Origin of the sequence: Enterobacter sp. SENG-6, from assembly GCF_001605945.1 — a bacterium.
Classification (GTDB): domain Bacteria; phylum Pseudomonadota; class Gammaproteobacteria; order Enterobacterales; family Enterobacteriaceae; genus Enterobacter; species Enterobacter cloacae.
Window position 1 is genome coordinate 110,065 of sequence record NZ_LOMM01000002.1, and the last position, 22,714, is coordinate 132,778.

21 protein-coding genes are annotated in these 22,714 nt (G+C 55.4%); 14 read left to right on the forward strand and 7 right to left on the reverse strand.

All coding sequences use genetic code 11. From position 1 onward, the window contains the following. Positions 1-28: 28 nt before the first annotated feature. From AX755_RS01405 to AX755_RS01420, 4 genes are read right to left on the reverse strand one after another with little or no spacing between them, the layout of a single operon-like run. Positions 29-1,093: a fimbrial protein gene (locus AX755_RS01405; RefSeq protein ID WP_062856169.1), complete on the reverse strand. Its 1,065-nt coding sequence runs from the start codon at positions 1,091-1,093 to the stop codon at positions 29-31. A 12-nt stretch (positions 1,094-1,105) separates the two neighbouring features. Continuing rightward, the gene (locus tag AX755_RS01410) at positions 1,106-3,601 is read right to left on the reverse strand and encodes a fimbria/pilus outer membrane usher protein (protein ID WP_062856170.1); all 2,496 of its coding nucleotides are present in this window, start codon (positions 3,599-3,601) and stop codon (positions 1,106-1,108) included. A 15-nt stretch (positions 3,602-3,616) separates the two neighbouring features. Next, a complete protein-coding gene (locus AX755_RS01415; protein WP_062856171.1) occupies positions 3,617-4,309 on the reverse strand; it encodes a fimbrial biogenesis chaperone in 693 nt (230 codons plus the stop codon). A gap of 52 nt (positions 4,310-4,361) precedes the next feature. Continuing rightward, positions 4,362-4,946 carry a fimbrial protein gene (locus AX755_RS01420; protein WP_013094838.1) on the reverse strand — a complete coding sequence of 195 codons (585 nt, stop codon included), beginning with the start codon at positions 4,944-4,946 and terminating at the stop codon, positions 4,362-4,364. A 374-nt stretch (positions 4,947-5,320) separates the two neighbouring features. On the opposite strand from AX755_RS01420, the gene AX755_RS01425 reads away from it, so the two are divergent. The 14 genes from AX755_RS01425 to AX755_RS01490 all read left to right on the forward strand — a co-directional run bounded on the left by AX755_RS01425 (position 5,321) and on the right by AX755_RS01490 (position 19,535). After that, a complete protein-coding gene (locus AX755_RS01425; RefSeq protein ID WP_038982464.1) occupies positions 5,321-6,121 on the forward strand; it encodes a winged helix-turn-helix domain-containing protein in 801 nt (266 codons plus the stop codon). A 4-nt stretch (positions 6,122-6,125) separates the two neighbouring features. Further along, positions 6,126-6,611: a hypothetical protein gene (locus AX755_RS01430; RefSeq protein ID WP_013094840.1), complete on the forward strand. Its 486-nt coding sequence runs from the start codon at positions 6,126-6,128 to the stop codon at positions 6,609-6,611. A gap of 229 nt (positions 6,612-6,840) precedes the next feature. Then, a complete protein-coding gene (locus tag AX755_RS01435) occupies positions 6,841-7,464 on the forward strand; it encodes a common pilus major fimbrillin subunit EcpA (protein WP_013094841.1) in 624 nt (207 codons plus the stop codon). Between the two features lie 45 nt (positions 7,465-7,509). Further along, positions 7,510-8,187 carry a fimbria/pilus periplasmic chaperone gene (locus AX755_RS01440; protein ID WP_020686458.1) on the forward strand — a complete coding sequence of 226 codons (678 nt, stop codon included), beginning with the start codon at positions 7,510-7,512 and terminating at the stop codon, positions 8,185-8,187. A 6-nt stretch (positions 8,188-8,193) separates the two neighbouring features. Further along, a complete protein-coding gene (locus AX755_RS01445) occupies positions 8,194-10,788 on the forward strand; it encodes a CS1-pili formation C-terminal domain-containing protein (RefSeq protein ID WP_062856172.1) in 2,595 nt (864 codons plus the stop codon). Next, on the forward strand, positions 10,766-12,364 hold the full coding sequence (locus AX755_RS01450) for a hypothetical protein (RefSeq protein ID WP_038982468.1): 1,599 nt from the start codon (positions 10,766-10,768) through the stop codon (positions 12,362-12,364). Before AX755_RS01445 ends, AX755_RS01450 begins: the two co-directional genes overlap by 23 nt. 6 nt (positions 12,365-12,370) lie before the next feature. Continuing rightward, positions 12,371-13,024: a hypothetical protein gene (locus AX755_RS01455; RefSeq protein WP_062856173.1), complete on the forward strand. Its 654-nt coding sequence runs from the start codon at positions 12,371-12,373 to the stop codon at positions 13,022-13,024. 72 nt (positions 13,025-13,096) lie between these two features. Then, on the forward strand, positions 13,097-13,291 hold the full coding sequence (locus AX755_RS01460) for a hypothetical protein (protein WP_013094846.1): 195 nt from the start codon (positions 13,097-13,099) through the stop codon (positions 13,289-13,291). Positions 13,292-13,313: 22 nt separating this feature from the next. After that, entirely contained in the window at positions 13,314-13,499 is a 186-nt protein-coding gene (locus AX755_RS01465; protein WP_013094847.1) for a hypothetical protein, read from the forward strand. 64 nt (positions 13,500-13,563) lie between these two features. Beyond that, positions 13,564-15,660: a peptidase domain-containing ABC transporter gene (locus tag AX755_RS01470; protein ID WP_020686461.1), complete on the forward strand. Its 2,097-nt coding sequence runs from the start codon at positions 13,564-13,566 to the stop codon at positions 15,658-15,660. Then, positions 15,657-16,406, forward strand: a complete 750-nt coding sequence (locus AX755_RS01475; RefSeq protein ID WP_047023310.1) for a hypothetical protein — start codon at positions 15,657-15,659, stop codon at positions 16,404-16,406. The genes AX755_RS01470 and AX755_RS01475 overlap by 4 nt, the downstream gene beginning before the upstream one ends. Positions 16,407-16,412: 6 nt before the next feature. Then, positions 16,413-17,663, forward strand: a complete 1,251-nt coding sequence (locus AX755_RS01480; protein WP_013094850.1) for an HlyD family secretion protein — start codon at positions 16,413-16,415, stop codon at positions 17,661-17,663. Positions 17,664-17,752: 89 nt separating this feature from the next. Then, positions 17,753-18,532, forward strand: coding sequence for an MBL fold metallo-hydrolase (locus AX755_RS01485; RefSeq protein ID WP_062856174.1), 780 nt, complete (start codon positions 17,753-17,755; stop codon positions 18,530-18,532). Positions 18,533-18,557: 25 nt separating this feature from the next. Then, a complete protein-coding gene (locus AX755_RS01490; protein WP_062856175.1) occupies positions 18,558-19,535 on the forward strand; it encodes a GlxA family transcriptional regulator in 978 nt (325 codons plus the stop codon). A gap of 60 nt (positions 19,536-19,595) precedes the next feature. Here AX755_RS01490 and AX755_RS01495 read toward each other — a convergent pair whose 3' ends face one another. From AX755_RS01495 to AX755_RS01505, 3 genes are all read right to left on the reverse strand, one after another. Next, the gene (locus AX755_RS01495) at positions 19,596-20,327 is read right to left on the reverse strand and encodes a carbonic anhydrase (protein WP_048972226.1); all 732 of its coding nucleotides are present in this window, start codon (positions 20,325-20,327) and stop codon (positions 19,596-19,598) included. A gap of 115 nt (positions 20,328-20,442) precedes the next feature. Further along, entirely contained in the window at positions 20,443-21,531 is a 1,089-nt protein-coding gene (locus AX755_RS01500; protein WP_013094854.1) for an AAA family ATPase, read from the reverse strand. Positions 21,532-21,676: 145 nt separating this feature from the next. Next, on the reverse strand, positions 21,677-22,636 hold the full coding sequence (locus AX755_RS01505; protein WP_062856176.1) for a YbgA family protein: 960 nt from the start codon (positions 22,634-22,636) through the stop codon (positions 21,677-21,679). Positions 22,637-22,714: the final 78 nt, after the last annotated feature.

The window sequence follows — 22,714 nt, forward strand, 5'->3', positions numbered from 1 at the left end:
GGAACGACAGCGTCCCGGCAGATGCGCATTAGGGGTAGATAATATTCAGCGTCGCCGTCGTATTGAGTTTGCCCTGACTGACCTTCGCCGGTGCCCAGACATAATAGGACGCCGCCATGGGCAGGGTGAACGTCTTGCTCAGTGCCCCGCCCGCCGCCACGTTGAACAGCAGCGTGGCATTTCCGCGGCTGGTGGTAGAGGTCGAGAAGATGACCGGCTGTTGCGGGTTATTCCGCTGAATCAGCCGCAGCCCCACGCCCTGTGCGGCACCGCTGCTTGTATCAACCAGTACGGAACTGTCGGTCGACAGCAGTTGCGTGCTGGAGAGGAACATCTCAATCGCCCGGTCAGACGTCCCGTTTGTCCCCAGATTCTGACAGCTCATATTGAGCGTAAAGGGCGTCAGCCCTGGCTGGGCAGAGGCACTCAACTGTGGGATACCCAGCGTAGGTAAATGAACCGTCAGCCCCGCGTTGTCGAAAGAGCAGGTGGTCAGCTTCGGTGCATATTTGATGGTCATCGGCTGGCCAAACATATCCCGGTTATCGTATGGCCACTTAAAGCCGTTAAACAGCCACTGCACGATTTTCACCAACTGATTGATCGGCCAGGTAATGATCTCCCAGAACGACATGCCGCTCATATCGCTGACGAACAAGACATCGCTCATGGTCGCCGTGTCCCCCGAGAGGGTCGTACCACTCTGATCAACCAGCGTAAAGCGCACGGTAAACGGCGTGTTCAGTTCAGAAGCCGTATGGTTACCGCTCGCGCTCAGCGTCATGTTGGGATGCGTGCTGGTGATCTCCGCCCGCACCCTGTATTTGTCATTGCTGAAGCCCAGAATGGTGGCGTACTTACTGTCGGTCGAGAGGATCGGCGTGTAAGAAAACTCGCTGTTGCCGGTTGAGCAGTTAAACGAGCCGCTGTACTGGGTGCTGAAGCTCCCGGTCCAGGTCGGCGTGGCGGGCGTCAGCTTATCCGACAGATCGACGCTGATCGGCGGGCCATAGGAAATACTGCCCCCGGAACAGGTGGCATAGCTTGCCCCGCTGACGCAGGCGAGAAACAGAAAGGTCAGTAACCGTATCATGTTGATGTTCCGTTAGTAATGGCAAACAGAGGACGGGCTTTCCAGTCCCCACGCCGGTGCGGCGATAGTGCAATTTCCGCCACGCAAATGAACGCTAAGCTCACGTGGTGGTTGTTCCGCGCGAATGTAGAGCACGCTGGCCTGGCCGACATAACCCACCGACTCGCCGCGCTCGTTCAGCACTTCGGTACCAAACGGCAACGGTGCCCCGTCCGGGCGGGTGGCGCGCAGCATCCAGGACTGGCGCTGGTCGGTATCGAAGCGGATATAGTTCACCGCGCCATCGTAAGGGGCGACGTTAGCGATGTTGCCCAGCACTTCTGCCCCGCGGCTGTTCGCCGTTTCGGACAGGGTGATGGCATTTTTACGGTACGGCGTGGCGTAAGGCACCAGCGCCACGCCATCACGGTTGGTCACGATACTTTCGTCGCCGTTAACCATCAGCCCTTCCGCCTGCGGCGCATCGACAATGGTCATGGTGGAGCCGGTTTCGTTGGAGGCAAGCAGATGCCACGGCACGGCCACCAGGCTGCCGCGCCCGTTCAGCCCCATCTGGCGGTAGTCGGAGGATTCACTGTAGGAGCCGCCAAGCGTTGCGAAGTTTGCCCGGTATGCGGTGTTCACGCTGGCGGTGTTGTTCCCGCCCCGCGCATTGCTGCCGGAGAACGTATAGCTCAGGCGGTTCGACGCCAGCGCGTTGCCGCTCATGCTGATATTGCTCTGTTCATAATGCGAGTCGCTGGCCGTCAGGCTGGAGGTGACCCACGCGTTGTTTTCAAACAGCGAGAAGGGCAGGCTGAGGGAGAGGTAAAAACGCGTCTCTTCTTCACGCTCGCTGTTGCGCACCCGGCTGGCGGAGACGGTATAGCTGGCCCGGCCGATGGCGTTGGAGTAGCCGGCCTGATATTCGCGCGAGGTTTGGCGGGAATTCCAGTAGTCGCGCTGTGTACCCGAGATAAACACCGTGCCCCAGTTGTCGGGCAGACGCTGGTTCAGGTTAAGCGTGAAGGTGTTTTTAGGCTGTGCGGCGCGCAGGGCATCCCAGGTGCTCATCGTCATCTCCGGGGCGACCCCGAAGCGATCTTCATACTCGTCATACTGCGCTTTCAGGCGTTGATACCCTTCCCGGGAGTAAAGCGCGTCGCTAAAGCTGTAATACCCTTTCGTGGAGTAGCGGTAGGCCGCCAGCGTGAAGTTGGTGGCTGTGGTATCGATAAATTTACTGTACGACACGCGAAAGCTTTGGCCGCTGTCGGTTCTGTCCTGCAGCGTGGTTTTGGCGTGGGTGACATCCACGGATACCGCGCCAAAGGGCAAATTCCAGCCGGTGCCGATAAGCCCCGCCTGATAATTATCGCTCACGATCGTGCCCGTATAGCCGGTCATCAGGTTATTAAAGCCATAGCGCAGCGTGGCCTGCAGGAACGCCGGGTCCGCCTCAAGGGTGTTTTGATGAACCTTTCCCGCCACCACGCTGTACTCGCTCACACCCTCTTTGAGCATGCCGGGCACGGCAGAGAAAGGCACCGTGAATGATTGCTGGGAACCGTCCGCTTCGCGCACGACCACCAGCAGGTCGCCCGCTGAACCGGTCGGCTGAATGCTGTCGAGGGTGAACTGGCCCGGCGGAACGTTCTCCTGATAGATGACGTTACCGTTCTGCATTACCTTCACCAGGGCGTTAGTGCGCGCCACGCCATGTACCACCGGTGAAAAGCCCTGCTGCGAGTTAGGGCGCATTTTCATATCGGAGGCCAGCGACACGCCGCGCACACGAAGGGAATCAAACAGATCGCCGGGAATATAAAAGTCGCCCAGCGTCAGGTTGGATTTCAGCGCTGCCAGCGGGCGGCGCAGGTAGCGGGTGTTATTCTGCCAGCTGCTGTCACCGCTGGCGGATTTGCGCCAGGTACTGCTGTCGCGAAACTGCCAGCCGAGCAGGTTGGCACCGGAATCCAGCCCGGCGTAAAAATCATCGTTGGTCTCTTTGGCGGAGCCTTTTGTTCGCGTGTTGTACCAGGTGGTGTTCCAGGAGAGCATCAGCGCCGGGATCCCTTCGTCCCAGAACTGAGGGGCAACATAGCCCTCTTCGGTACGTAAGACGGCCGCCTGTGGCACGGTGAGTGCCAGACTCAGCGTGCTGGTGTCCGTTTTTACCTCGCCGCCCTGAACCAGATCGTGCAGCTGCACCTGGCCGTCAATAATGGCGGGGGCCGGAATCGCTTTGGTGTTGATCCCCAGCATAAGCGCGTCTTTCCAGGCAAGGCGAACGTCATCCTGTTGCTCGCCGTAGGTCACCGTATAGCGCCCCTTCCAGTCTCCGTTGACGTAAATATCCATCTCCTGGGGACCGGCTGGCATGGCGTTGTTTTCGTAAAAGCGTGACAGATCGGACTCACCGGATGCGCCAGCAAGCAGGGAGGTATCAAACGTTACCGCACCTGATTTATGCGAAAGCAGAAGCGAGCAGACAGCCAGCATGCAGAGCCTGTTTTGTTTCATTTTCATGGTGAGTCTTTCCGATCACTGGCTGGTGAGCGTGCGGGTTTTATACGCACCCAAATCATCCACATACATCAGCTGGTAGGTTTGGCCGTGTTTCACCGCGTTTTTTGTTGCGACGGTGAGTTGACCAAATGGCGCGACCATCGGTGATTCCTGCAGTAATTTGGTTTTGCCCTGGGAAATATTGGCAACCGTAATATGGAAAGGGCTGTCATTAACGATGCGGAACTGTTTACCGCTGGCAATCAGCGTCAGTTTCCCCGTTGCGTTATCCAGCGTGCCGGTTAACGAGGCCGGGCGATAAAACATTTTGATGCGTGATTTAATCGCCAGCTGAACGGTATTCTGGTTTTGTATATTTTCCGGCTTTGGCGGAATGTCGAGCACGTTCAGGAAAAAGACCGATTCGCGATCGCCCGGTAAATTCGCAGGCAACTTTTTTATCCGCAATTGCTGACCATTATGTTCGCTGACCTTCACCACCGGTGGCGATAACAGAAAAGGAACGTTTGCCGTTTCCGGGGTGGAGTTAATATCGCCGTCATCAATCCAGGATTGCACCAGCGCAGGGGCATCACCCGTATTGATTAACTGAACAATGACCTCTTTGTTATTCTCAGGATAAAGAACACGCGTGCCATTAATCACAATATTGGCCCATGCGTTGCCCGCGCTGAGCAGCAGAGATGCCAGCATAATAATCTTACGCATATTGGTAACCTTAAATACAGGCTTCGCCGGGACGAAGCCTGATTAACTGAAATTACAGGTAGGAAATGGTGTAGGTCACGTTAGAGCTCAACGCACCGACCGTTGCAGCAGCGGCGTTGGTTTTATAGTAATAAACGTCCAGCGTCAGCGTTTCTGAATCTGGCGCCGCTGAGGTACCCATAATGCTGGTGGTGTAAGCCTGGTTCAGCGTAACCGGTGTAGATTTACCTGGTTCAACTAAGGCGAAACCGACATTACGCGCCACGCTGGCGTCGTTTTCATTAACGCTGTTATTCAGCAGGTATTTGCCGTCGGTAGAAATATTATCGGCGCTGGAGAAATACACTTTCAGCGGCGTACCGGTCGTACCTGCTGCTGGCGTACAGCCAGAGAAGGTTAACGAAATGGATTTTTTATTTTTTGTAATCAGGCCAACCGTTGTTCCGGCATCCTTAACCGAAATGGGGGAGAGGGCGACGGTCATATCCGCGCTTTTCCCGCCATTAATCGTACAGGTGGTATCGGTAATAGCACCGGTAAAGTTAATTACGCCACCCGCTGAGTTATCTGCGGCAATGGCGTGAGTAGAGGCAATGGCTGCGCCAAGCACAGATACGGTCATGATCGTTTTGAACATGATAAACTCCATAATATTTTGTTTTATCTAAGAAAGAATGTTTCCCGGCTGCGCAACACACTGTGACAGGCTTACGCGCATCGCGACCTGAGTACGAGCCTTGACGATATTATGTTGCATCAAAAAGATACATAACAAAACATTATTCCGTTAAGATTAAGATAATGAGATTATAATCTTGCTATAACGTTCTTTTAAGGATCATAACCTAAATGCCTTCATTCGAAGGTCTTAATTAATGAATTAATAATTGTTAATTTATGAAGTTTTCTATGTGGCGTGCTCAAATAATATTTGATGACTTGACCACACCCTCTTTAGACCTATTATTGCGAGGGAAATACAGTCGTTTATAACAGTGGTGTAACAATCATATGAAGTATCTTATTGATCTCGCAATGCTTTATGAAGTGGACTCCGGTGTGATCATGATAAATGGAGAAGAGGAATCTTCCATTAAGTTATCAAATCAGGCGGCACGTTTGTTATATGAACTCATCATTAATAATGGTAAAACCCTCGACAGGGACGACCTGATTAAGAAAGTCTGGGAAGACCGGGGTTTTTCCGGCTCCTCGGTCAGTCTTAATGTTGCCATAAGTGAAATTAGAAAAGCTTTTCGGAGTTTAGGACGTGACCCGCTACTGATTAAGACCATTCGTGGAAAAGGTTTTAGTCTGGCCGCGCATATTGAACATCACACTGTCAGGCCGCCCGTGGCCGCTCCGGAAAAAATGGTGGCGGAAACCGTCGATATTGTGACGCAGCAGCGAGACCCGCCTGAAGGTTTGCGTCGTCGGGACAGCGGCTTTACCACCCTGTTCGTGATGGCGCTGGTGGCAATAATGGGTATTGCCGCGCTGCTGTTCTACCAAAATATGCGCGTCGCCGATCGTCCGAAGGAGTCCGATATCTATCGGCTGGGCAAAATTGACCGCTGTACGGTTTATCTTATCGATAAGAACATGTATCAGCCTCAGCAGGTCTATCTTAACCGCGCTAAAGAGGCGATCGTCCGTCAACATATCGACTGCGAACATCAGGCTGCTGATGCCTATTATTCAAAATTTAAAAAATCACAGCTGGAAAATGATTTTTTGGCCGTCTGTTATCTGCAGGATGGCGCCGATAGCTATAAAAATTGCATCTCTTACAGAAGCCTGACAGGGAGTTAAGATCATGTCGAAGAGACAGATGGGTATATTATTGGGCGTGGTACTGCTGCTTTCCGTTATCGTCATTGCCGTGCTTTACCCGAAAAGAACTCAGGAAGTGGGATTTGGCTGTCAGTCTGATACGGTTTCCAGGAAAAACTATTCCACGGGAGAGTCGACCGCCCTGTCGTTAACCACGCTGTTTCTTTTTAATGGCAGCGATATTGTCACGGTGATCCATAAAGGGGTATTCACCCGCGGCGACAAACGTTATTTGATTGACCGAAACTATGTCCTTAACGTTGAGAAAGTTGCTGGCAGTGATATTTACTATATTAAAGGAAAAAAACTGCAGAAATCTGATGATGACATTGCCCCTGATGGAATTGTCAATGAGCTGCTAATGGACAGTATCGACTTCTTTTATGTTACCCGGGTTAAAGGTCATGCCTGGCTAATTAAAGGGCTGGTATTACCAATAATGATGTGCGTGGCTGTACCCACATCCTGATATTCTGCAGAATGACCAGAATAGATGTTTATCTATTCATCAAAAAGTCTCAATTTTATTCATTATGTAACAACAAGATGCAAAAGCAGGCGGATATTTTTCATCTTTTGCTTTAAAGGGAATGAAATTTTCTGTATTGCCTCGTTATTTTTCGGGTGACTATACTTCGCCCCGAAAAAGGGGCTCCCCTTTTTTAAACATCTGGATTCTTTTTTGAAGGACTAAATAAATGAATAAACTGAACGCTATCGTTCTGGGCTCACTTCTGTCTCTTTCTGCCCTGAGCGTTGCTCATGCAGCGGAAACTACCGCTTCTGCAACCTGGCAAGCTTCTGCAACGAAAGACAGCGATTCCGATCTGGTTGTCACCCCAACACGCGCACTGAACTTCGTTTATAGCGCAAACACGAAAGCCTTTAACACCGACACCGGTCTGTTTGATGTGGCTATTCGTGGCGATCACTCTTCTGCAACCAGCTTCAAACTGGAAGCTATCGTTGATGACTCTGACAACACCCTGTTCAGCGTTGGCGGCGAAGCAACCAAACTGAAAGTGGGCGCGCGCTTTGGCGGGACCGATCTGGGCTCCATCGGTGGCACAGTGGGTACGAAGTCAACGGCATGGACTACCCTGGTTGACTCTTCAAACAACACCGGCGTCTCTTCTGGCCTGTGGAACCTGACCACCAGCGCAGGCGCGACGGCAAACACCGAAGTGACCGGCCAGGACAAGTTTGTGTTCTACGTCGATTCTGCACAGGACAGCACCGGTGCGGCGAAAGAGTTCAAAGACCTGACCAACAGCCTGTGGGAAGGTACTGTCTCCGTTGCGTTCCGCGCAACCTGGGGCTAAGAGCTGACAGTTACAGGGGCGTAAGCCCCTGTTTAGGGAAATATCATGTTTAGCCTCAAACCCATCTTCTTCTCTTTATTATTTATTTCCTCCTCCGCGCTGGCGATTAATGTTGGCAAAGTCACCACCATTATTCCTGCCGATGCGGATTCCACCGCCAAGGAATTAAAAAACGAAGCGGACAGCGTGCGCATTATTTCCATCAGCGCCCAGCGTATCAGCAGCCCGATGGATGAAGGCGTGGTGATTAATCCAGAGCAAACCGACGAGTTGCTGCTGACGCCCACGCGCATGGTCATGCCCGCCGGAACCAGCAATATCGTCAAATTTTACTATCACGGTAAGGCCGACGATCGGGAGCGCTATTACCGCATTACCTTCATTGATGAAGGGGTCAGCGAGGATCTCGACAACGGCACGCAAAAGAATGGCAAAGGGATGACCCGTGCCGTGGTGAGTACCATTCTGGTGGTCCAGCCCCGGAAGAAGAACGTCGATTTCGTCTACGTGGCCGGGAAGATCACCAATAAGGGCAATACCGCGTTTCGTGTGAACGCGAGCGGAACTTGCCTGAAACCCAACCCGGAATCGCCGACCACGCCGTGCGTCAAAAACTTTTACCTGATGCCGGGCACCTCCCGCGCGATCGACGATATCAACGTAACGGACAGCCATTTTCATCTCGGAATTTGGGACCTGAAACAGTTCATTCCTGTTAAGTAAGGATGCATGGTGAAAAATAAATTAGTGTTGCCGGTGATGATGGCGTGCACATCCGGCCTCTTGCCCGCGTATGCGCATGCGGCCTCCAGCTCCGTGGTTATCGCTAATTACCGTTTTCCCGACTCGCTCTATGCCCTGCTGGAGCAGGGGATCAAAATCCCCGTTTATCTGGTCAATACCCGCCCGGGTGCAGCGCAACAGGCGGGCAGCACCGGTGACGTGAGCGAGTATGTCCGTATTGGCGACGTAACGATCTACGCAGAAGACCGACAGCTCGGGCTGCGCGATGTCCAGGTCCAGGAGTCAGACAACGGTATTCGCCTGTCAAAAGAGATGCGGACGCTGCTGCAAAGCATCAACGGCAAGCAGTTTGACGACCATATGCGTATTCCGGTGAGCGCCGGGTCGGCGTTCGAGTTGGATCAGAAAAAAATGCGCCTGCTGCTGAACCTCTCCCAACGTGACTACGGGGTCAATATTCGTCCGCGTGAGGTGGATATCGATGCCCCTGAATCAGACGATCTGAGCGGCACGCTCTCCTATAACCTGGGGGCGTATCACACCGAGAGCGGCTACGGCGACAGCTGGTCATCCGGCTATCTCAACGCCAAAAGCTGGGTCTCGATGGGGGTCGATCACCTGCTGGTCGATGGCTCGGGCTACGTTAACGAGAACAGCAGCGACACCCAGATGAACGCGGTGATGTGGGAACGTGACTATCAGGGCATGCGCTACGCCGCTGGGATGTTGAACGGCTGGGCGATGCAGTCTCTCGCCAGCGTCAGCGGGATCTCCGGCGGAGAGGTGTACGGCGTCTCCGTAGGGAACCAGGCCAACTCGCGTAAGCGGGACAATACCCTCTCCCTGACGCCGATCGTGGTCTATTTCCCGACCGCCGGAGAAGCCCGCATTCGTCTTGACGGCCAGCTTATTGGTATTCAGCGCTTTGACGTGGGTAACCACGAAATCGACACCAGCGCGCTGCCCTACGGGATTTACAGCGTGGAAGTCGAGGTGGTCAGCGGCAGCCGCACCGTGTCACGGAGCATGTACACGGTGAACAAACCTTTCACTAACAACGTGTCGGAATCGCTGCGCTGGCAGACGTGGGGCGGGATTTATAGCCGCGACAAATCCGTCGTTAACTATAAGAAGTACGCCAAACGGAAAAACGAGCAGGACAACAGCTACTACTACGATTACGACACCAAACATAAAGACACCATGTCGCTGGTCGGCGCCTCCTTCAGCAAGCGCAGCGGGATGGTCGACTGGAACGCCTCCGGCTATATGATGCGCGAACACGTGGTCAGTGAACTGTGGGCCTCCCTGAACCTGACCGGGTACTTCTCGGTGAATACCCAGACGATGGCCGCCTCTGACGGAACGTACCGCGCCAACTACGGGGCTAACGTCAGCCTGCCGTGGAATATCGGTTCGGTCTGGTACTCGCATGAGCAGCTCTCCAGCGGCAAGTTCCTTGATATCTATGAAAACAAAGGCAACACGTGGGGGGCATCGTTCAGCCTGCCGTCGTTTGGCCTGCCGTCCGCCGGCAACCTGAGCCTGATGCGACAGGAAGACGACGTATACCGCTATAAACGCTATCAGGTTGACTACTCCCAGGGGCTGTATGCCGGTCGTTATGGTACGGCGCGCCTGCGGGTGGGGATGTCGCGCAATAAATACGAAGGCTATTACGAAGAGAAAGACCGCTACGTGATGCTCGATTTCTCGATCCCGCTGGGTAACACCGTCTCGGTGGGCGTTTCCCATAACCGCGATACCGGCACGGCGCTTAACGTCAGCGCCAGCCGCCAGTTCGAAGGGGATTACCTGAAGTCGGTTACCGCCAACGTTTCACGTGCCTTCAGCAGCAACCAGGATCGCACCGTGAGCGGCGGGGGCAGCGTGAGCTTCGACACGCCGTGGAACAGCAACATTCTGAGCGTGCAGAGCGGCACCAGCAAAGGCTGGAACTCCACGCTGACCAGCGACGGCAGCGTGGGCTGGTCGAAAGAGGCGGTTGCAGCCGGTAAAGGCACCCACAGCGCAGGGGTGATCGTCAGTACCGGGCTTAAGTCCGACGAGTCGCTCACGCTGAAGCTCAACGGCCGCACGGAGCGCATCAAGGGCGATAAAACCTGGCTGTCGTTACCGGCCTATCAGGCCTATGACCTGGAGGTCATGAACAGTGAAACCGGCACCGAAAGCTATGACATTGGCGCAAACGCTCGTCGTCATATCACGGTTTACCCGGGGAACACGGTGGTGATGAAGCCGCAGGTGAAAAAAATCGTCACCCTGTTTGGCCGCCTTGTTGATGCCAACGGTAATCCGGTGAGCGCCACGCAAATCAAAAACCACGTGGGTCTGACCCGCACCGAAAACGACGGTCGCTTCGTGATTGACGTGGACAAGAACAATCCGGTGCTCAGCATTGCCACGCCGGACGACAGCGTCTGCGAGGTGCGTCTGGATATTGCGTCCAACCGTGGCGCGCTGTGGCTTGGGGACATCTCCTGCGATAAAGGCGATTTCGTCTGGCAGGAAGCAAAAGGAACACGGGAACGTGACGATGAAAAAGATATTCGCTCTTAATCTGCTGCTGATAAGCGCGGCGGCGCAGGCGCAGCAGATGCCCTATTTCGCGATCAACAACCCGGACAACAACGGGACGGGCAACACGGCGGCGCTGTTCAGTCTGAACAGCACCTCCACCGCGTTTTTACACGGCTCGCGGGAGTGGCCCACCCTGAGTGCCAAAACCAACAACGGGATTGCCACCTATATTCCGGACAACAGTTTTAACGGCCCGGCAGGCAGCCCGCTGACCATCAACTTCAGCGTCACTGGCTCCAGCGCCTCGCCGTTCTTTAAGGGCACCGCGTGTTCGTCAAGCTGTGGTACCACGGGCTATACCGCGACGACCAGCTATACCGACACGTCCATGGTGGTGAAACCGCCGGTCATTGAGCCGGGCACCGCTTATGGCCGCTGGGTGCTGGGGGATCCGTTCTTTGATTATCTGCTTAATGCTGCACCTGGCAACGAGGTGACGATTACTTCCACGCCGCAGATCTCCTCTATCGGCAAGGTCACCACCACCAACACGCTGCATAAGGTCGGCACATTGACCATGACCAACTCGCGGGCGCTGGATCTGGGCATTGACCCGATCAGCGGCGAGGTGACCATTGTGGATGGTTCAACCGGGGCGACGTGTACTAAATACACCCGCAATACGGTGTCGGGTGTGCTTTGCGAACTGCTGGAATACACCTTTGTCGGGGAAGATATCACCGGCTACAACCCGGGGCTGGCGCTGACCTCGTCCCGCGTGAACGGCGTGCTGCAATCGCACATGAACGGGGGGACGGGGCTGGCGGCGGAAATCACCTTCGATGAGAGCAACTGGTACAGCATCTCCGGCGGCATCCTGAGCGACACGCGCGTGCTGGCGAATACCTTCCTCGCGGCGCCGCAAAAAAACGGCGGCAAGGCGTACCTGAAAATCTTCCTCCCGAAGGCGCTGATTTTGAGCGTGGCGCAGGCGGGGGATGGCAACAATATAGGCAATATCGTCAGCCTGTGCCTGACGCCGGGTAACAGCTCGCTGGCGGCAGATTTCTGCTTCCAGCCGGGGGGCGGGCTGGTGATTGACCCTATCCAGCCAGGCCTTGCGATCGTGCCGGATAACCCGGATTACACGCTCGACCCTAACGGCCTGGGCGGTTCCGGGAAAGGCACGATTGGCGAGGGGCCGATAGAGATCCCCTACACCATTACCTACAGCGGCGCGCAAAAAGATGCCGCGATTGCGGTCACGGTGAAGGTCACCGGGCCGACGCAGAGTCTGAACGGCGTGGACTACTGTGCCTTTAGCGGTAACGGCTTCACGGTGCCTGTTCCCGGTAACGTGCTGCTGGGCAAAAGCCAAACGCTGAAGGCGCATAACTGCAAAGGCGAGGCGCTGTCCATTCCCGCACCCGCCACCCATGCGGAAGAGTGGGACAAGATAAGCTCAGGCGTGACGGACATGTGGCTGTGGAAAACCCCGCTGGTATTGCAGTTTGTGATGAATAACCCGGTATCGAAAACCACCTATGACGGTAATACGTGGTTTGGTGAAGTGACGGCTCAGGGTCGAATTGATGTCAGTGCATCCTGGAATTAAACGTGTATGACTGGAAAATTCCTGGCTATTTTCGCAATAAATTGCTTCATTTCCGCAAGCGCAAATGCTTTAATTATTGAAAATCTAAATATTGATTTTCTACCTGAAAAAGAAGTTGTTTTTCAGCCAATAAAAAACGATACCGGCGTACGACAGAATTATACTGTTTCGCTTATTCAGGTTGATGTCCCAAAAGAACACGGGAAAGAGACTGAAATAAAAGATGGCGAGGTGATGTTCTCGCCAAAACAGTTAACTCTGGAGAGCGGCGAGCGGGCCGGGTTTAAGTTTTATTATACCGGCCCGCACGACAGCAAAGAACGCTATTATCGCGTTAAATTCACCGAGACGCCGCTTCAGGCGCGGGTTGTGATGAGCAAAGGCCAACGCATTCAGTCGGATGTGGTGGTTTCGCTTGAGGCTATTTTAATTGTCCGACCATGGACAAGGCATTTTGATTATACGTTTAGTAACGGGGTGGTGAGTAATACCGGGAATACCTGGTTTAAATATGTCTCTTCTCAGGGATGTAGCTCACAATATAATGACTCAAAATATCTTCCACCGGGTCAACGGCTGGAAATAGATAATTACGCGCAGCCCGCAAGGCGGATGATTATTTATGGAAATAAAATCATCCCGCTTACGCGCTGCCCGTAACAACCGCTTTCCTTCATAAAAGGAAATTATCCTTTGGCGCAAGCTGAAGATTTACAACTACAGGAGAATAAAATGAAAGCGATTTCATTCGTAGAAGCGAAAGATATTATCGGTGGTGCATTAAACCCATTCGCTGGCCTCGTTAAAGGTGCACAGCTGGGTTATGACACCGGTGCAAGCATCATGGGCATGGTAGGCGGCGTGGTTGGCGGAATTCTGGGTGGCGCAATGGGCTTCCTGGGTGCGCTGGTTGGCAGCTACAACTAATTCAACGAACAGGAAGACAATCATGCAAGTTATCGATTTCAAAAAAGCACAGGCCATCATCGGTGGCTGGGATCCGTTTGCTGCTGCCCTTCAGGGCGCGAGCGCAGGCTATAACGCAGGCAGCCAGATGTTAGGCGCGCTGGGCGGCACCATCGGTGGTGTGTTTGGCCTGGTGGGCGGCTTCATCGGCGGCTTCTTCAGCGCATAAGTTATCGACCTATGCTTATGGCCCGCTTTGCCGGGCCATTTTTTTATTTCAGCCACGGATAATTATGTTTTCGCTTTTTCAGTATAAAAAAAAGGGTAAGACACCCGTTATTCGCCAGCATGAATATACCGAATGTGGGCTGGCCTGCCTGGCGATGGTGCTGGGGCACTATGAACACCACGTCTCCGTCAGCCAGCTGCGCAGGGAGCTTACCGTCTCTGCCGACGCGGGCACTTCGATGGCGGAACTCATGACCCTCGCCAGCGATAAAAATATGACGGGCCGGGTGCTCAAGGGCGAAATCACTGAAATTGAAAGTGCCGAACTGCCGCTCATCGCCTTCTGGCGCGGCAATCATTTCGTGGTGATCGTGAAGGTTGACGGGCGCAGCGTAACGGTCCACGACCCGGCCAGCGGCGTGCGTCGCTACAGCCTCAAGGAGGCGCAAAAACTCTTTTCCGGCTACGTGCTGGAGCTGAAGCCGACGCCGCGCTTCGACAAAAAATCCCCTGACGAGACGCTCACGCTGGGGCGGCTGGCCAATAAATCCCCGAGCTTATTTCAGCGGCAGGTGCTGCTGTTTGTGCTCTCGATTTTTACCCTCATCACCATGCTGGCCAGCCCCACTTACGTGCAGCTGATCATGGATGAGGCCATCTCGCGCAACGACAACGATCTGGTGATCTTACTCACCGCCATTTTCGCTATCGTCTTTATTTTTGAAGTCATAGGTAAGTTCCTCAAGCAACTGCTTGAGATCCTGATGCGTAACATCGCCTATGACGACCTCAGCCAGTCGGTTCGCCGCTATATGCTGCGTACCCAGACCGGCTGGTTCCGCAGCCGTCCGCCGGGCATTGTGCTGGCGATTGAAAAATCGCTGCATGCCTGTGCGGAGTTCATCAGCAATGGCTATGTGCAGATCCTCTTTTCCAGCCTGATCGCCTTCACCAGCCTGCTGTTTATGCTGCTGTATAACGTGAAAATCGCCGTGCTGACGATGCTGCTGATGGGGGTGTTCTTCCTGATCCGCTTTTCGCTGATCGGCCCTTACCAGCGCGCGGTGGACGACTCCATCGAGCGCACCGCAAAGTATGAATCGCTGCTGGTGGAGACGCAGAAGGGGATCATCACCCTGAAGGCTAACAACATGGAGCAGGCCCGGGACGCGGTGATGGATAAATCCCAGCGTGAGCACATCGCCGGGCTGATGCGCAAAGAGCGCCTGCTGGCCCGCTTTGATGTTGCCTCGCTGCTGGTGATCAACGCCGAGCAGCTGCTGGTGGTCTGCTTCGGCGCGTGGCTTATCCTGGAAGGGCAGATGAGTATCGGGATGCTCTACGCCTACATCAGCTACAAACGCTATTTCTCCGACGCGATGGTACAGGTGGCGCAAAAGCTGCTGGACAAAAATGCGCTGAAAGGGCCGCTGGATCGCGTGGGCGACCTGCTGTTTGCCCCCTCTGAAGCCAGCCAGTTTGGCCGGAAGATTGTGACCTCACCCGTCAGTCTGGCCTTTGAGGATGTCTCTTTTGCTTATCCAGGACGTGAGGCGACCCTGCAGCACATCAACATGACGCTGAAGCAGGGCGAAGAGGCGGTGATTGTCGGCCAGAGCGGCTCCGGGAAAACCACGCTGCTGCGTCTGATCTCCGGGATGTTGCTCTCCACATCGGGCAGTTTGCGGATCAATGCGATCCCGATCACCGAGTGCGATCTCTCCTCTTTGCGCCAGCATATTCGCATTGTGCATGCGGACGATATTCTCTTTACCGGCTCCATTCTGGATAACCTCTCCTGCTTTGATAGCGCGCCGGACAAAGAGCGGGTGATTGCTGCCTGCCGCCTGGCGGAGATTGACCATGTGGTCGCGCGTCTGCCGCACGGATACGAAACGGAGCTGCTGCCGGGAAATACCTTTTTCTCCGCCGGCGAGATGCAGCGTCTGGTGCTGGCGCGCGCCCTGTACAGCCAGCCGAAGCTGCTGCTGTGCGATGAAGTGACGGCAAACCTCGATAAAACCACGGCGCAGAAGGTGCTGGCGAACCTGCGTGGTCTGGGGATTGGTCTGGTGTTTGTCACCCACTCGCCGGAGGTGGTGGGCTGTCACGGACGGCTCTACACCATGGAAAACGGCACGCTGCGGGAGAGTGAGCAATGATGTTTCTGCCCCGTCTCTACGCCCGACTTTGCGCCCGGCAGGCCGGACGCACGCTGCTCGCAAGCCGGATCACGCAAAACTACAGCCAGTTTATGCGCTGCCCGGAGACTGACGTCCCGCCCGATTTTCTGCGCCAGAACGCCCTGGAGATGAGCGGCTTTCATTTTGTCGAGCAGATCTTCCCGCCCGCGCTGTGGCGGCGCAACGTGCGTTTCGATCTCCACGCCCGGGTGGCGGCATTTACCCGCGAGCAGGATTTCTATTCTCAGCCCCGCACCCTGCTGCTGGGCATGCGCTGGGCCGGATTTGGCCTGATCGCGGATGCGCTGCTCGCCACCGCGCCAGACGACGTGCGCTTTCAGTTTGTTACCCGCCTTCCCGCGCTGCACAAGCTGATGGCGGCACACGAGGAGCGGCGGGCAGGGGCGTTTTTCTCCCCGCACCGGCTGGTGACCGTGCTGCTGGTGGATGAGCGCCTCCCGGATGCGCCGCTGTTCATGACCCAGGCGGGCGACCAGAAAGCGTGGTTAACGGACGTGTCGACGCGCTTTTTAACGCGCTACGGATACGTGATTCGTACGCTGCTGCCCGGCTGTTCGCTGCACTCGGCGGAATTTGCGCTGGAGAGCCAGACCTATGCCCCTGCGGAGTACCGTCAGGCCGCCACCGCCACGCTGAACGCGTTGCGTAAAACCCCCACGCTCTGGAGTGCATGGGACGATCTTTCAGTGATTTATCATGGATGACATGTCGTGAAATTAAGAAACCGAAACCGACAACGTCGGGCGCTGATCCCGCACCATTTTTCAAAGAGCTACGAGATCAACGCCCCGCGGCTGAAAGGCGTGTTAACGCTGTTTATCTCCTTTTTTCTCTGTCTGCTGGTCTTTTCGATCGTCTTTAACTTTTCGGAAACCACGCTGGCGCGCGGGGTGCTGATCCCGGCCCAGGGGGATGTGGAAGTGCGTGCCAGAGAGTCCGGCACCATCGTGGATTTTGCCGTACGTCCAGGCCAGTACGTGAAAGAGAATGACCCGCTTTTTACCGTGTCGCAGGACTACGGCGGCAAGCAGGGCTCGGTGGTGCAGTTCGATCGCCAGCAGATGGAGGCGGAGAAAAAGCGCAGCGAGCAGCGCGTGCAGACCATTGAAGATTCTATCGCTACGTACCGGAAAAACCTGGCGCAGCAGCTGGATATTGCCGACCGGCAGATTGTGGTATCCCGCGACAAAGTGAAAAAGCTGCGTGCGTTGCTCAAAAACAGCACCGATACCTATGAGGCGTGGAAAGCGATATCCGGGAAAGGCTATGTGTCGAAGGTCGATCTGGATAAAAGCCACAACGACGTGCTCAACGCGCAGCTTAACCTGACGCTGGAGGAGAGCAGTATCCTCGATCTGGAGGCGCGCAAAACCAGCCTGACCGACAGCACTCAGTCGCAAATCGACTCCCTGAGCCAAGAGCTGCTGTACGTGAAAAACCGGATCAGCGAAATTGACCGCAACCTTTCCAGCCGGGGTAGCTCTACGATGGCCATGCTGGCGCCTGCCGATGGCTACGTGGTGGCGATCAACTTCCCGCCGGGCCGGGCCATTACGCAAAACAGCGAGGTGGTGGTGGTGATCCGTAAAAACACCGCCGCGTCGATGGAGGGGTACCTCTATGTGCCAGCTACGGGCGTGGGCCGGGTGGCGAAAGGGGATAAGGTGAAGCTGCGCTTTGACTCCTGGCCGGTGGATAAATATGGCTCGGTGGAGGCCACCCTGTCTGATTTTTACGAGGTGAATATTGATGCGCATTCGGCGCTTATCCCGCTGCAGGAGGGGCAGAACTACTATCTTGCCAAGGTGCGGGTGCCTTCCTGGTTTACCGATCCGGACAACAAAAAGCGTCTGCTGATGGGCGGGATGACGGTTAACGCCGATATCGTTATCGATCGCAAACCGCTTATCAATCTGCTGATTGCGCCGCTGGAGCGGGTGCGTAAACGGTTTATCGATTGACCCGATTTCATCGTTCATCGCCCGTTAGCCCACAGGCTAACGCCGGGTCGCGGGCTATTCTCCTTATCACACGCACAGGAGAATAGCCCATGAACATCACTCATATTCGCAATGCCACCCAACTGATCACGTATGCCGGTAAACGCTTTTTGATCGACCCGATGCTGGCCGCAAAAGACGCTTACCCCGGTTTCCCCGGCACGGTGCGGGCCGAGATCCGTAACCCAATGGTTGAACTGCCCGTTGACGTCAGCACGCTGCTGGACGCTGATGCGGTGATCGTCACCCACACCCATGACGATCACTGGGATCGCGCGGCGGTGGAACTGATCGCCAAAGACAAACCGATCTATGTGCAAAACGATCGTGATGCCGCGCTGCTGCGAAGCCAGGGTTTTCATAACCTGACGGTCATGACCGACGAGTCCACCTTCGGTGATATCCGCATCGCGAAAACCCACGGCGGCCAGCACGGTACCGATCGCGCGTACGCGGTGCCGGAGCTGGCAGAGCGTCTGGGCGAAGCCTGCGGTGTGGTTCTGCGCCACCCGGACGAGAAAACGCTCTACATCGCGGGCGATACCGTCTGGCGTGATGCGGTGGCGGCCGATCTGCAAAAACACCAGCCGGATGTGGTGGTGCTTAATGCCGGATACGCGCATGTGATCGGTTTCGGGCCCATCATTATGGGGGAACAGGATCTGCTCAACGTTCACTTCCTGCTGCCGCAGGCAAAAATTGTGGCGGTCCATATGGAAGCCATTAACCACTGCCTGCTGAGCCGCCGCGCGCTGCGGGAATACGTGGAAGCGAACCAGATCGGTGATGCGGTGAGCATTCCCCAGGACGGCGAAACCGTTATATTCTGAGCACCAAAAAGGGAAGGAGAGACAGATGCCACTTATCAACGTCGCGATTGTCGCGGTGGACGGGTTTAGCCCGTTCCACTACTCCGTTCCCTGTATTCTGTTTGGCGACGCGGTTTCCGGCGAAAAGCGCTTTAACGTGACGATCTGCGCCGAAAAACCCGGCGTTCTCACCTCAAAAGAGGGTTTTGTCCTTAACGCGACGCAGGATTTTTCAGCCATCGCGCAGGCGGATATTGTGGTGGTGCCCTACTGGCAGCACGTGCTGGATCGCCCGCCTCAGGTGCTGCTCGACAGCCTGGTGCAGGCAAGAAACAACGGCGCGGAAATCGTCGGGCTGTGTCTGGGGTCGTTTGTGCTGGCGTATGCGGGCATTCTCGACGGCAAGCGCGCGGCCACCCACTGGGAGTTTGAACATCACTTCCAGTCGCTTTTTCCGCGCGTCCAGCTTGATATCAACGCCCTCTATGTGGATGACGACAATATTATTACCTCCGCCGGGACCGCCGCCGCGCTGGACTGCTGCCTGTATATCATCCGTCAGCGCTTTGGCAGCGTGGTTGCCAACCAGATCGCCCGTCGGATGATTGTGCCGCCGCACCGCGAAGGCGGTCAGGCGCAGTTCATTGCCCAGCCGGTGCCGAAGGACACCCGCGACGCGCGGATTAACTGCCTGATCGACTACCTGCAGCAACACATTACCGAGCCGCATAATCTCGACTCGCTGGCGAAGGTGGTCTCGATGAGCCGCCGCACGCTGACCCGCCATTTTGTCAACGCCACCGGCATGACCGTGGCCGACTGGCTCACCGCCGAGCGCCTGCGGCGCAGCCAGATCTTACTGGAAGCCGGCAATATGCCGGTTGAACGCGTGGCCGAGCTGGTGGGGTTTAACTCTGCGGTGACCTGGCGACAACAGTTTAAGGCGCGTTTTGGCGTCAGCCCGACGGAGTGGCGCAAGACGTTTCGTATTCAGCCGTCTGTAGCCAGGCATGATGCGACATGAAGTAACACCGTCTTTTAGGCCGGGAGACCCGGCCTGCGGATGCTTTTAACTCACAACACCTTACTGAACAATCACGCGGCCGTTCAGCGGCTGAAGCGGACGGTTATTGCTGTGCTCAAGCGCTTGCTTAAACATCTCCAGCTGCTTTTCTGACAGGGTGACGGTGTTTTTCATCACCAGCCAGCGCAGCCCTTCGGTGCACGGTGGGGTGGTCAGCGAGCCGCTGAAGCGATAATAGTGCAGGTCAGCCGGGAACAGCGGACGAAGATCGAGGTGTTTATCAATCGAGATTTCGTGGTCCTTTTCCTTCGGAAGGCGCGCCAGCAGCGGGTTGAGTGCGCTGTTTTCCGGGCCGACCTCAAACATAACGGCAAGCACCGCGACGTCGCCCTCTTTGCTGGCATGAACAAAGTGCGCTTCCAGCGGGAAGGATTTGCCGTTGATCCGGTTTTCGCTCGGGGTATGGAAATGGTACTGGCGCAGGGTAAAGATCTGATCGTCCAGACGGAATTCATCTTCGTCGCTGGCGGTCACCTGCAGGGTGTGGCCGTTGTTCACCAGCTTTTCGGCGGCGGTATGGAAATTCATCTCCAGCGGCGGCAGCGTGGCGTTATAGGCGTTACGGATATCGATGGGCGACTGGAATTTCCCGGTCTTGCAGGTGGCAAACTCGTCGCTGAGCTCGCCCCAGTTTTCCGGACCACTCTTGCCTTCATACGTCCAGTGTGGGGCAGACCCCGCAAAGACAGAGGCAGATAAGGCGAATAAGGATGCAGCCAGAATGTGTTTCATGTTGTGTCTCTCAGAATAAGAAATGCGCGTTAATATACTGATGGCATTGTACTCTTTTCCAAAAGACCCGTCTTATATTGTGGTTATTTGCGTTAAAGAAAATGAAAGCCCCTTCTTACCCCAGCTTCTCCATCTTCGTCTCTCCTTCCGTCATTGACAGCTGATACAGCGAAAACGATCGGTGCTTCTCAATCAACGTCGCCAGCTCCGGCGAGTGGCTGGTGAGCCAGATCTGCGAGTAGCGGCTGGCCTCGGCAATCAGGCTTGCCAGCGCGGGCAGCATCTGCGGATGCAGGCTGTTTTCCGGTTCGTTGAGGGCGATAAACGCCGGTGGGCGCGGGCTTAACAGTGCCACCGCCAGGCATAAAAAGCGCAGCGTGCCGTCAGAAAACTCCGCCGGTTCCAGCGGGCGGCTTAAGCCCTCGCGCTGCATCATCATGCGAAAACGTCCGCCGGTGTTGTCGCTGTAAAACACGCAGCCGGGGAAAGCCTGGTCAAGAATGCGCATCAGCAGCAGTTCATCGCCAATCTCGACAATGGTCTGGAATGCCGCCGCGAGGTTGGCGCCGTCGCTCGCCAGCACCGGAGAGCGGAAACCCACCTGCGGGGCACGCATCATGGAGCCGCTTGCAACGGAAAACTCATGATAAAATCGCCAGTTACGCAGGGACTCGCGCATCTGCGACACTTCCGGGTAAAGGTGCGGTTCGCCGAGCTGTCCGAATACCGATTCGTTCTCGTACAGCGTGCCGCTGTGGGTCACTTTCTCGTGGTGGACGTTATTCAGGAAAACCGCCTGATTTCTGCGCTTCATCAGCTGTGCCGACGGGCGGCGGTGCTGGCCGCTCAGCCAGAGCGACTCTTCCTTGATCACCGGATCGAGCTGAAACTGCGAGGGATAGGGCAGCTTCTCAACAAAGCCTACCTGCAGCTCGTATTCGTAGGTTTCGGTTTCTACCGCCAGGTTCATCCGTCGCAGCTGGTCGCTGCGGGTTTTACCCGCCCAGAACACTTTCAAAATCCCGCCTTCATTCGCCAGAGCCTGAGAAAACTGCCCCTGCGCGGCGCTGTGCATCAGGTGGATCGCCTTGTAAATATTTGATTTTCCGGTGCCATTCGGGCCGAAGACAATGTTGAGCTGTTCCAGCTCCAGCGACATATCGCGAATTGAGCGGTAGTTTTGAATGTGCAGGGTGTTAATCACAGGCCGATCCCTTTTTTGCGTTATAAACTGTATATATTTACAGCCTTTCAGGCGAAATGCAAAAAAGAGACGACAGTGAGGATGTCGTCTAAACGGGCTACTGCTTCGGGCCCCTGAGGGTCAATGGGGGCCTTCGCCTTATTGATTATTTAACGGCCAGACGCAGACCCAAATCATCAGGATAGGGATCAAAGTAGTTTTGCGTCATCAGATACTGATCCGGGTATTCGGCCAGGTAATGTTTTAGCAGCGTGATCGGCGCAAGAATGGGCAGAAGCCCTTCTCGGTAATGCAGGATCACGTCACGAAGCTCACCCCGCTGGCGGCTGTTAAGCTGGTTACGGAAATAGCCCTGAATATGCATCAGCACGTTGGTGTGATTTTTCCGCGAGGCGGGCTTTTTCAGGATGGTCATCAGTTTTTCGCGGTACGCCTCGAAGAACGCGTCCAGATCGTCCCATTCATGCAGCGAGGCGACAAATGGGCCAATCTCACGGTAACCCGCCTGATGGTGTGCCAGCAGCTGCAGTTTGTAGCGGCTGTGAAAATCCAGCAGCGCGCGGCGCGTCAGGCCGTTTTTACGCAGCGTGTTCAATTCGTGCAGCGCAAAAACGCGCTCGACGAAGTTTTCTCGCAGCACCGGGTCGTGCAGACGGCCATCCTCTTCTACGGGCAGCCACGGCCAGGTTTCAAGGAGCGCGGCGGTGAACAGCCCGACGCCCTCCTTGCGGCCCCGGTTGCCGTTTTCATCGTACACGCGCACACGTTCCATGCCACAGCTGGGGGATTTTGCACAGACGATAAACCCGGCGAGATCGCCGATCTTAGGCAGATAGCTGGCCGTAAAGTCGGCCATTTTCTGCGTGACGTCATCATGCGGCAGATGGCTAAAACGCATCTGCGTGTCGCCGCCGGTCGTCATGATCAAACGCAGCGCAGGGCGTGGCGTGGGCAAGCCGATGGCCATTTCGGGGCAAACGGGTCGGAAATTCACCCACTGGGCCAGCTCATCCATGACGAAATCCATACGCTTATGCCCGCCGTCAAAGCGAACGGCGGACCCGGTCAAGCAGCCGCTAATACCCAGCACAGGTTTCGTTGTCATGGTATGTTCCTCCAGAGCCAATACTTAAAACTTACACAATCTTGCTTATTTGTCCAAGTATTGGCGGAGGTATTTTTT

Bases quoted from the DNA above. Each gene is read 5' to 3' on its own strand.
- AX755_RS01405 (WP_062856169.1), bottom strand. From the start codon at position 1,093: ATGATACGGTTACTGACCTTTCTGTTTCTCGCCTGCGTCAGCGGGGCA.
- AX755_RS01410 (WP_062856170.1), bottom strand. From the start codon at position 3,601: ATGAAAATGAAACAAAACAGGCTCTGCATGCTGGCTGTCTGCTCGCTT.
- AX755_RS01415 (WP_062856171.1), bottom strand. From the start codon at position 4,309: ATGCGTAAGATTATTATGCTGGCATCTCTGCTGCTCAGCGCGGGCAAC.
- AX755_RS01420 (WP_013094838.1), bottom strand. From the start codon at position 4,946: ATGTTCAAAACGATCATGACCGTATCTGTGCTTGGCGCAGCCATTGCC.
- AX755_RS01425 (WP_038982464.1), top strand. From the start codon at position 5,321: ATGAAGTATCTTATTGATCTCGCAATGCTTTATGAAGTGGACTCCGGT.
- AX755_RS01430 (WP_013094840.1), top strand. From the start codon at position 6,126: ATGTCGAAGAGACAGATGGGTATATTATTGGGCGTGGTACTGCTGCTT.
- AX755_RS01435 (WP_013094841.1), top strand. From the start codon at position 6,841: ATGAATAAACTGAACGCTATCGTTCTGGGCTCACTTCTGTCTCTTTCT.
- AX755_RS01440 (WP_020686458.1), top strand. From the start codon at position 7,510: ATGTTTAGCCTCAAACCCATCTTCTTCTCTTTATTATTTATTTCCTCC.
- AX755_RS01445 (WP_062856172.1), top strand. From the start codon at position 8,194: ATGGTGAAAAATAAATTAGTGTTGCCGGTGATGATGGCGTGCACATCC.
- AX755_RS01450 (WP_038982468.1), top strand. From the start codon at position 10,766: ATGAAAAAGATATTCGCTCTTAATCTGCTGCTGATAAGCGCGGCGGCG.
- AX755_RS01455 (WP_062856173.1), top strand. From the start codon at position 12,371: ATGACTGGAAAATTCCTGGCTATTTTCGCAATAAATTGCTTCATTTCC.
- AX755_RS01460 (WP_013094846.1), top strand. From the start codon at position 13,097: ATGAAAGCGATTTCATTCGTAGAAGCGAAAGATATTATCGGTGGTGCA.
- AX755_RS01465 (WP_013094847.1), top strand. From the start codon at position 13,314: ATGCAAGTTATCGATTTCAAAAAAGCACAGGCCATCATCGGTGGCTGG.
- AX755_RS01470 (WP_020686461.1), top strand. From the start codon at position 13,564: ATGTTTTCGCTTTTTCAGTATAAAAAAAAGGGTAAGACACCCGTTATT.
- AX755_RS01475 (WP_047023310.1), top strand. From the start codon at position 15,657: ATGATGTTTCTGCCCCGTCTCTACGCCCGACTTTGCGCCCGGCAGGCC.
- AX755_RS01485 (WP_062856174.1), top strand. From the start codon at position 17,753: ATGAACATCACTCATATTCGCAATGCCACCCAACTGATCACGTATGCC.
- AX755_RS01490 (WP_062856175.1), top strand. From the start codon at position 18,558: ATGCCACTTATCAACGTCGCGATTGTCGCGGTGGACGGGTTTAGCCCG.
- AX755_RS01495 (WP_048972226.1), bottom strand. From the start codon at position 20,327: ATGAAACACATTCTGGCTGCATCCTTATTCGCCTTATCTGCCTCTGTC.
- AX755_RS01505 (WP_062856176.1), bottom strand. From the start codon at position 22,636: ATGACAACGAAACCTGTGCTGGGTATTAGCGGCTGCTTGACCGGGTCC.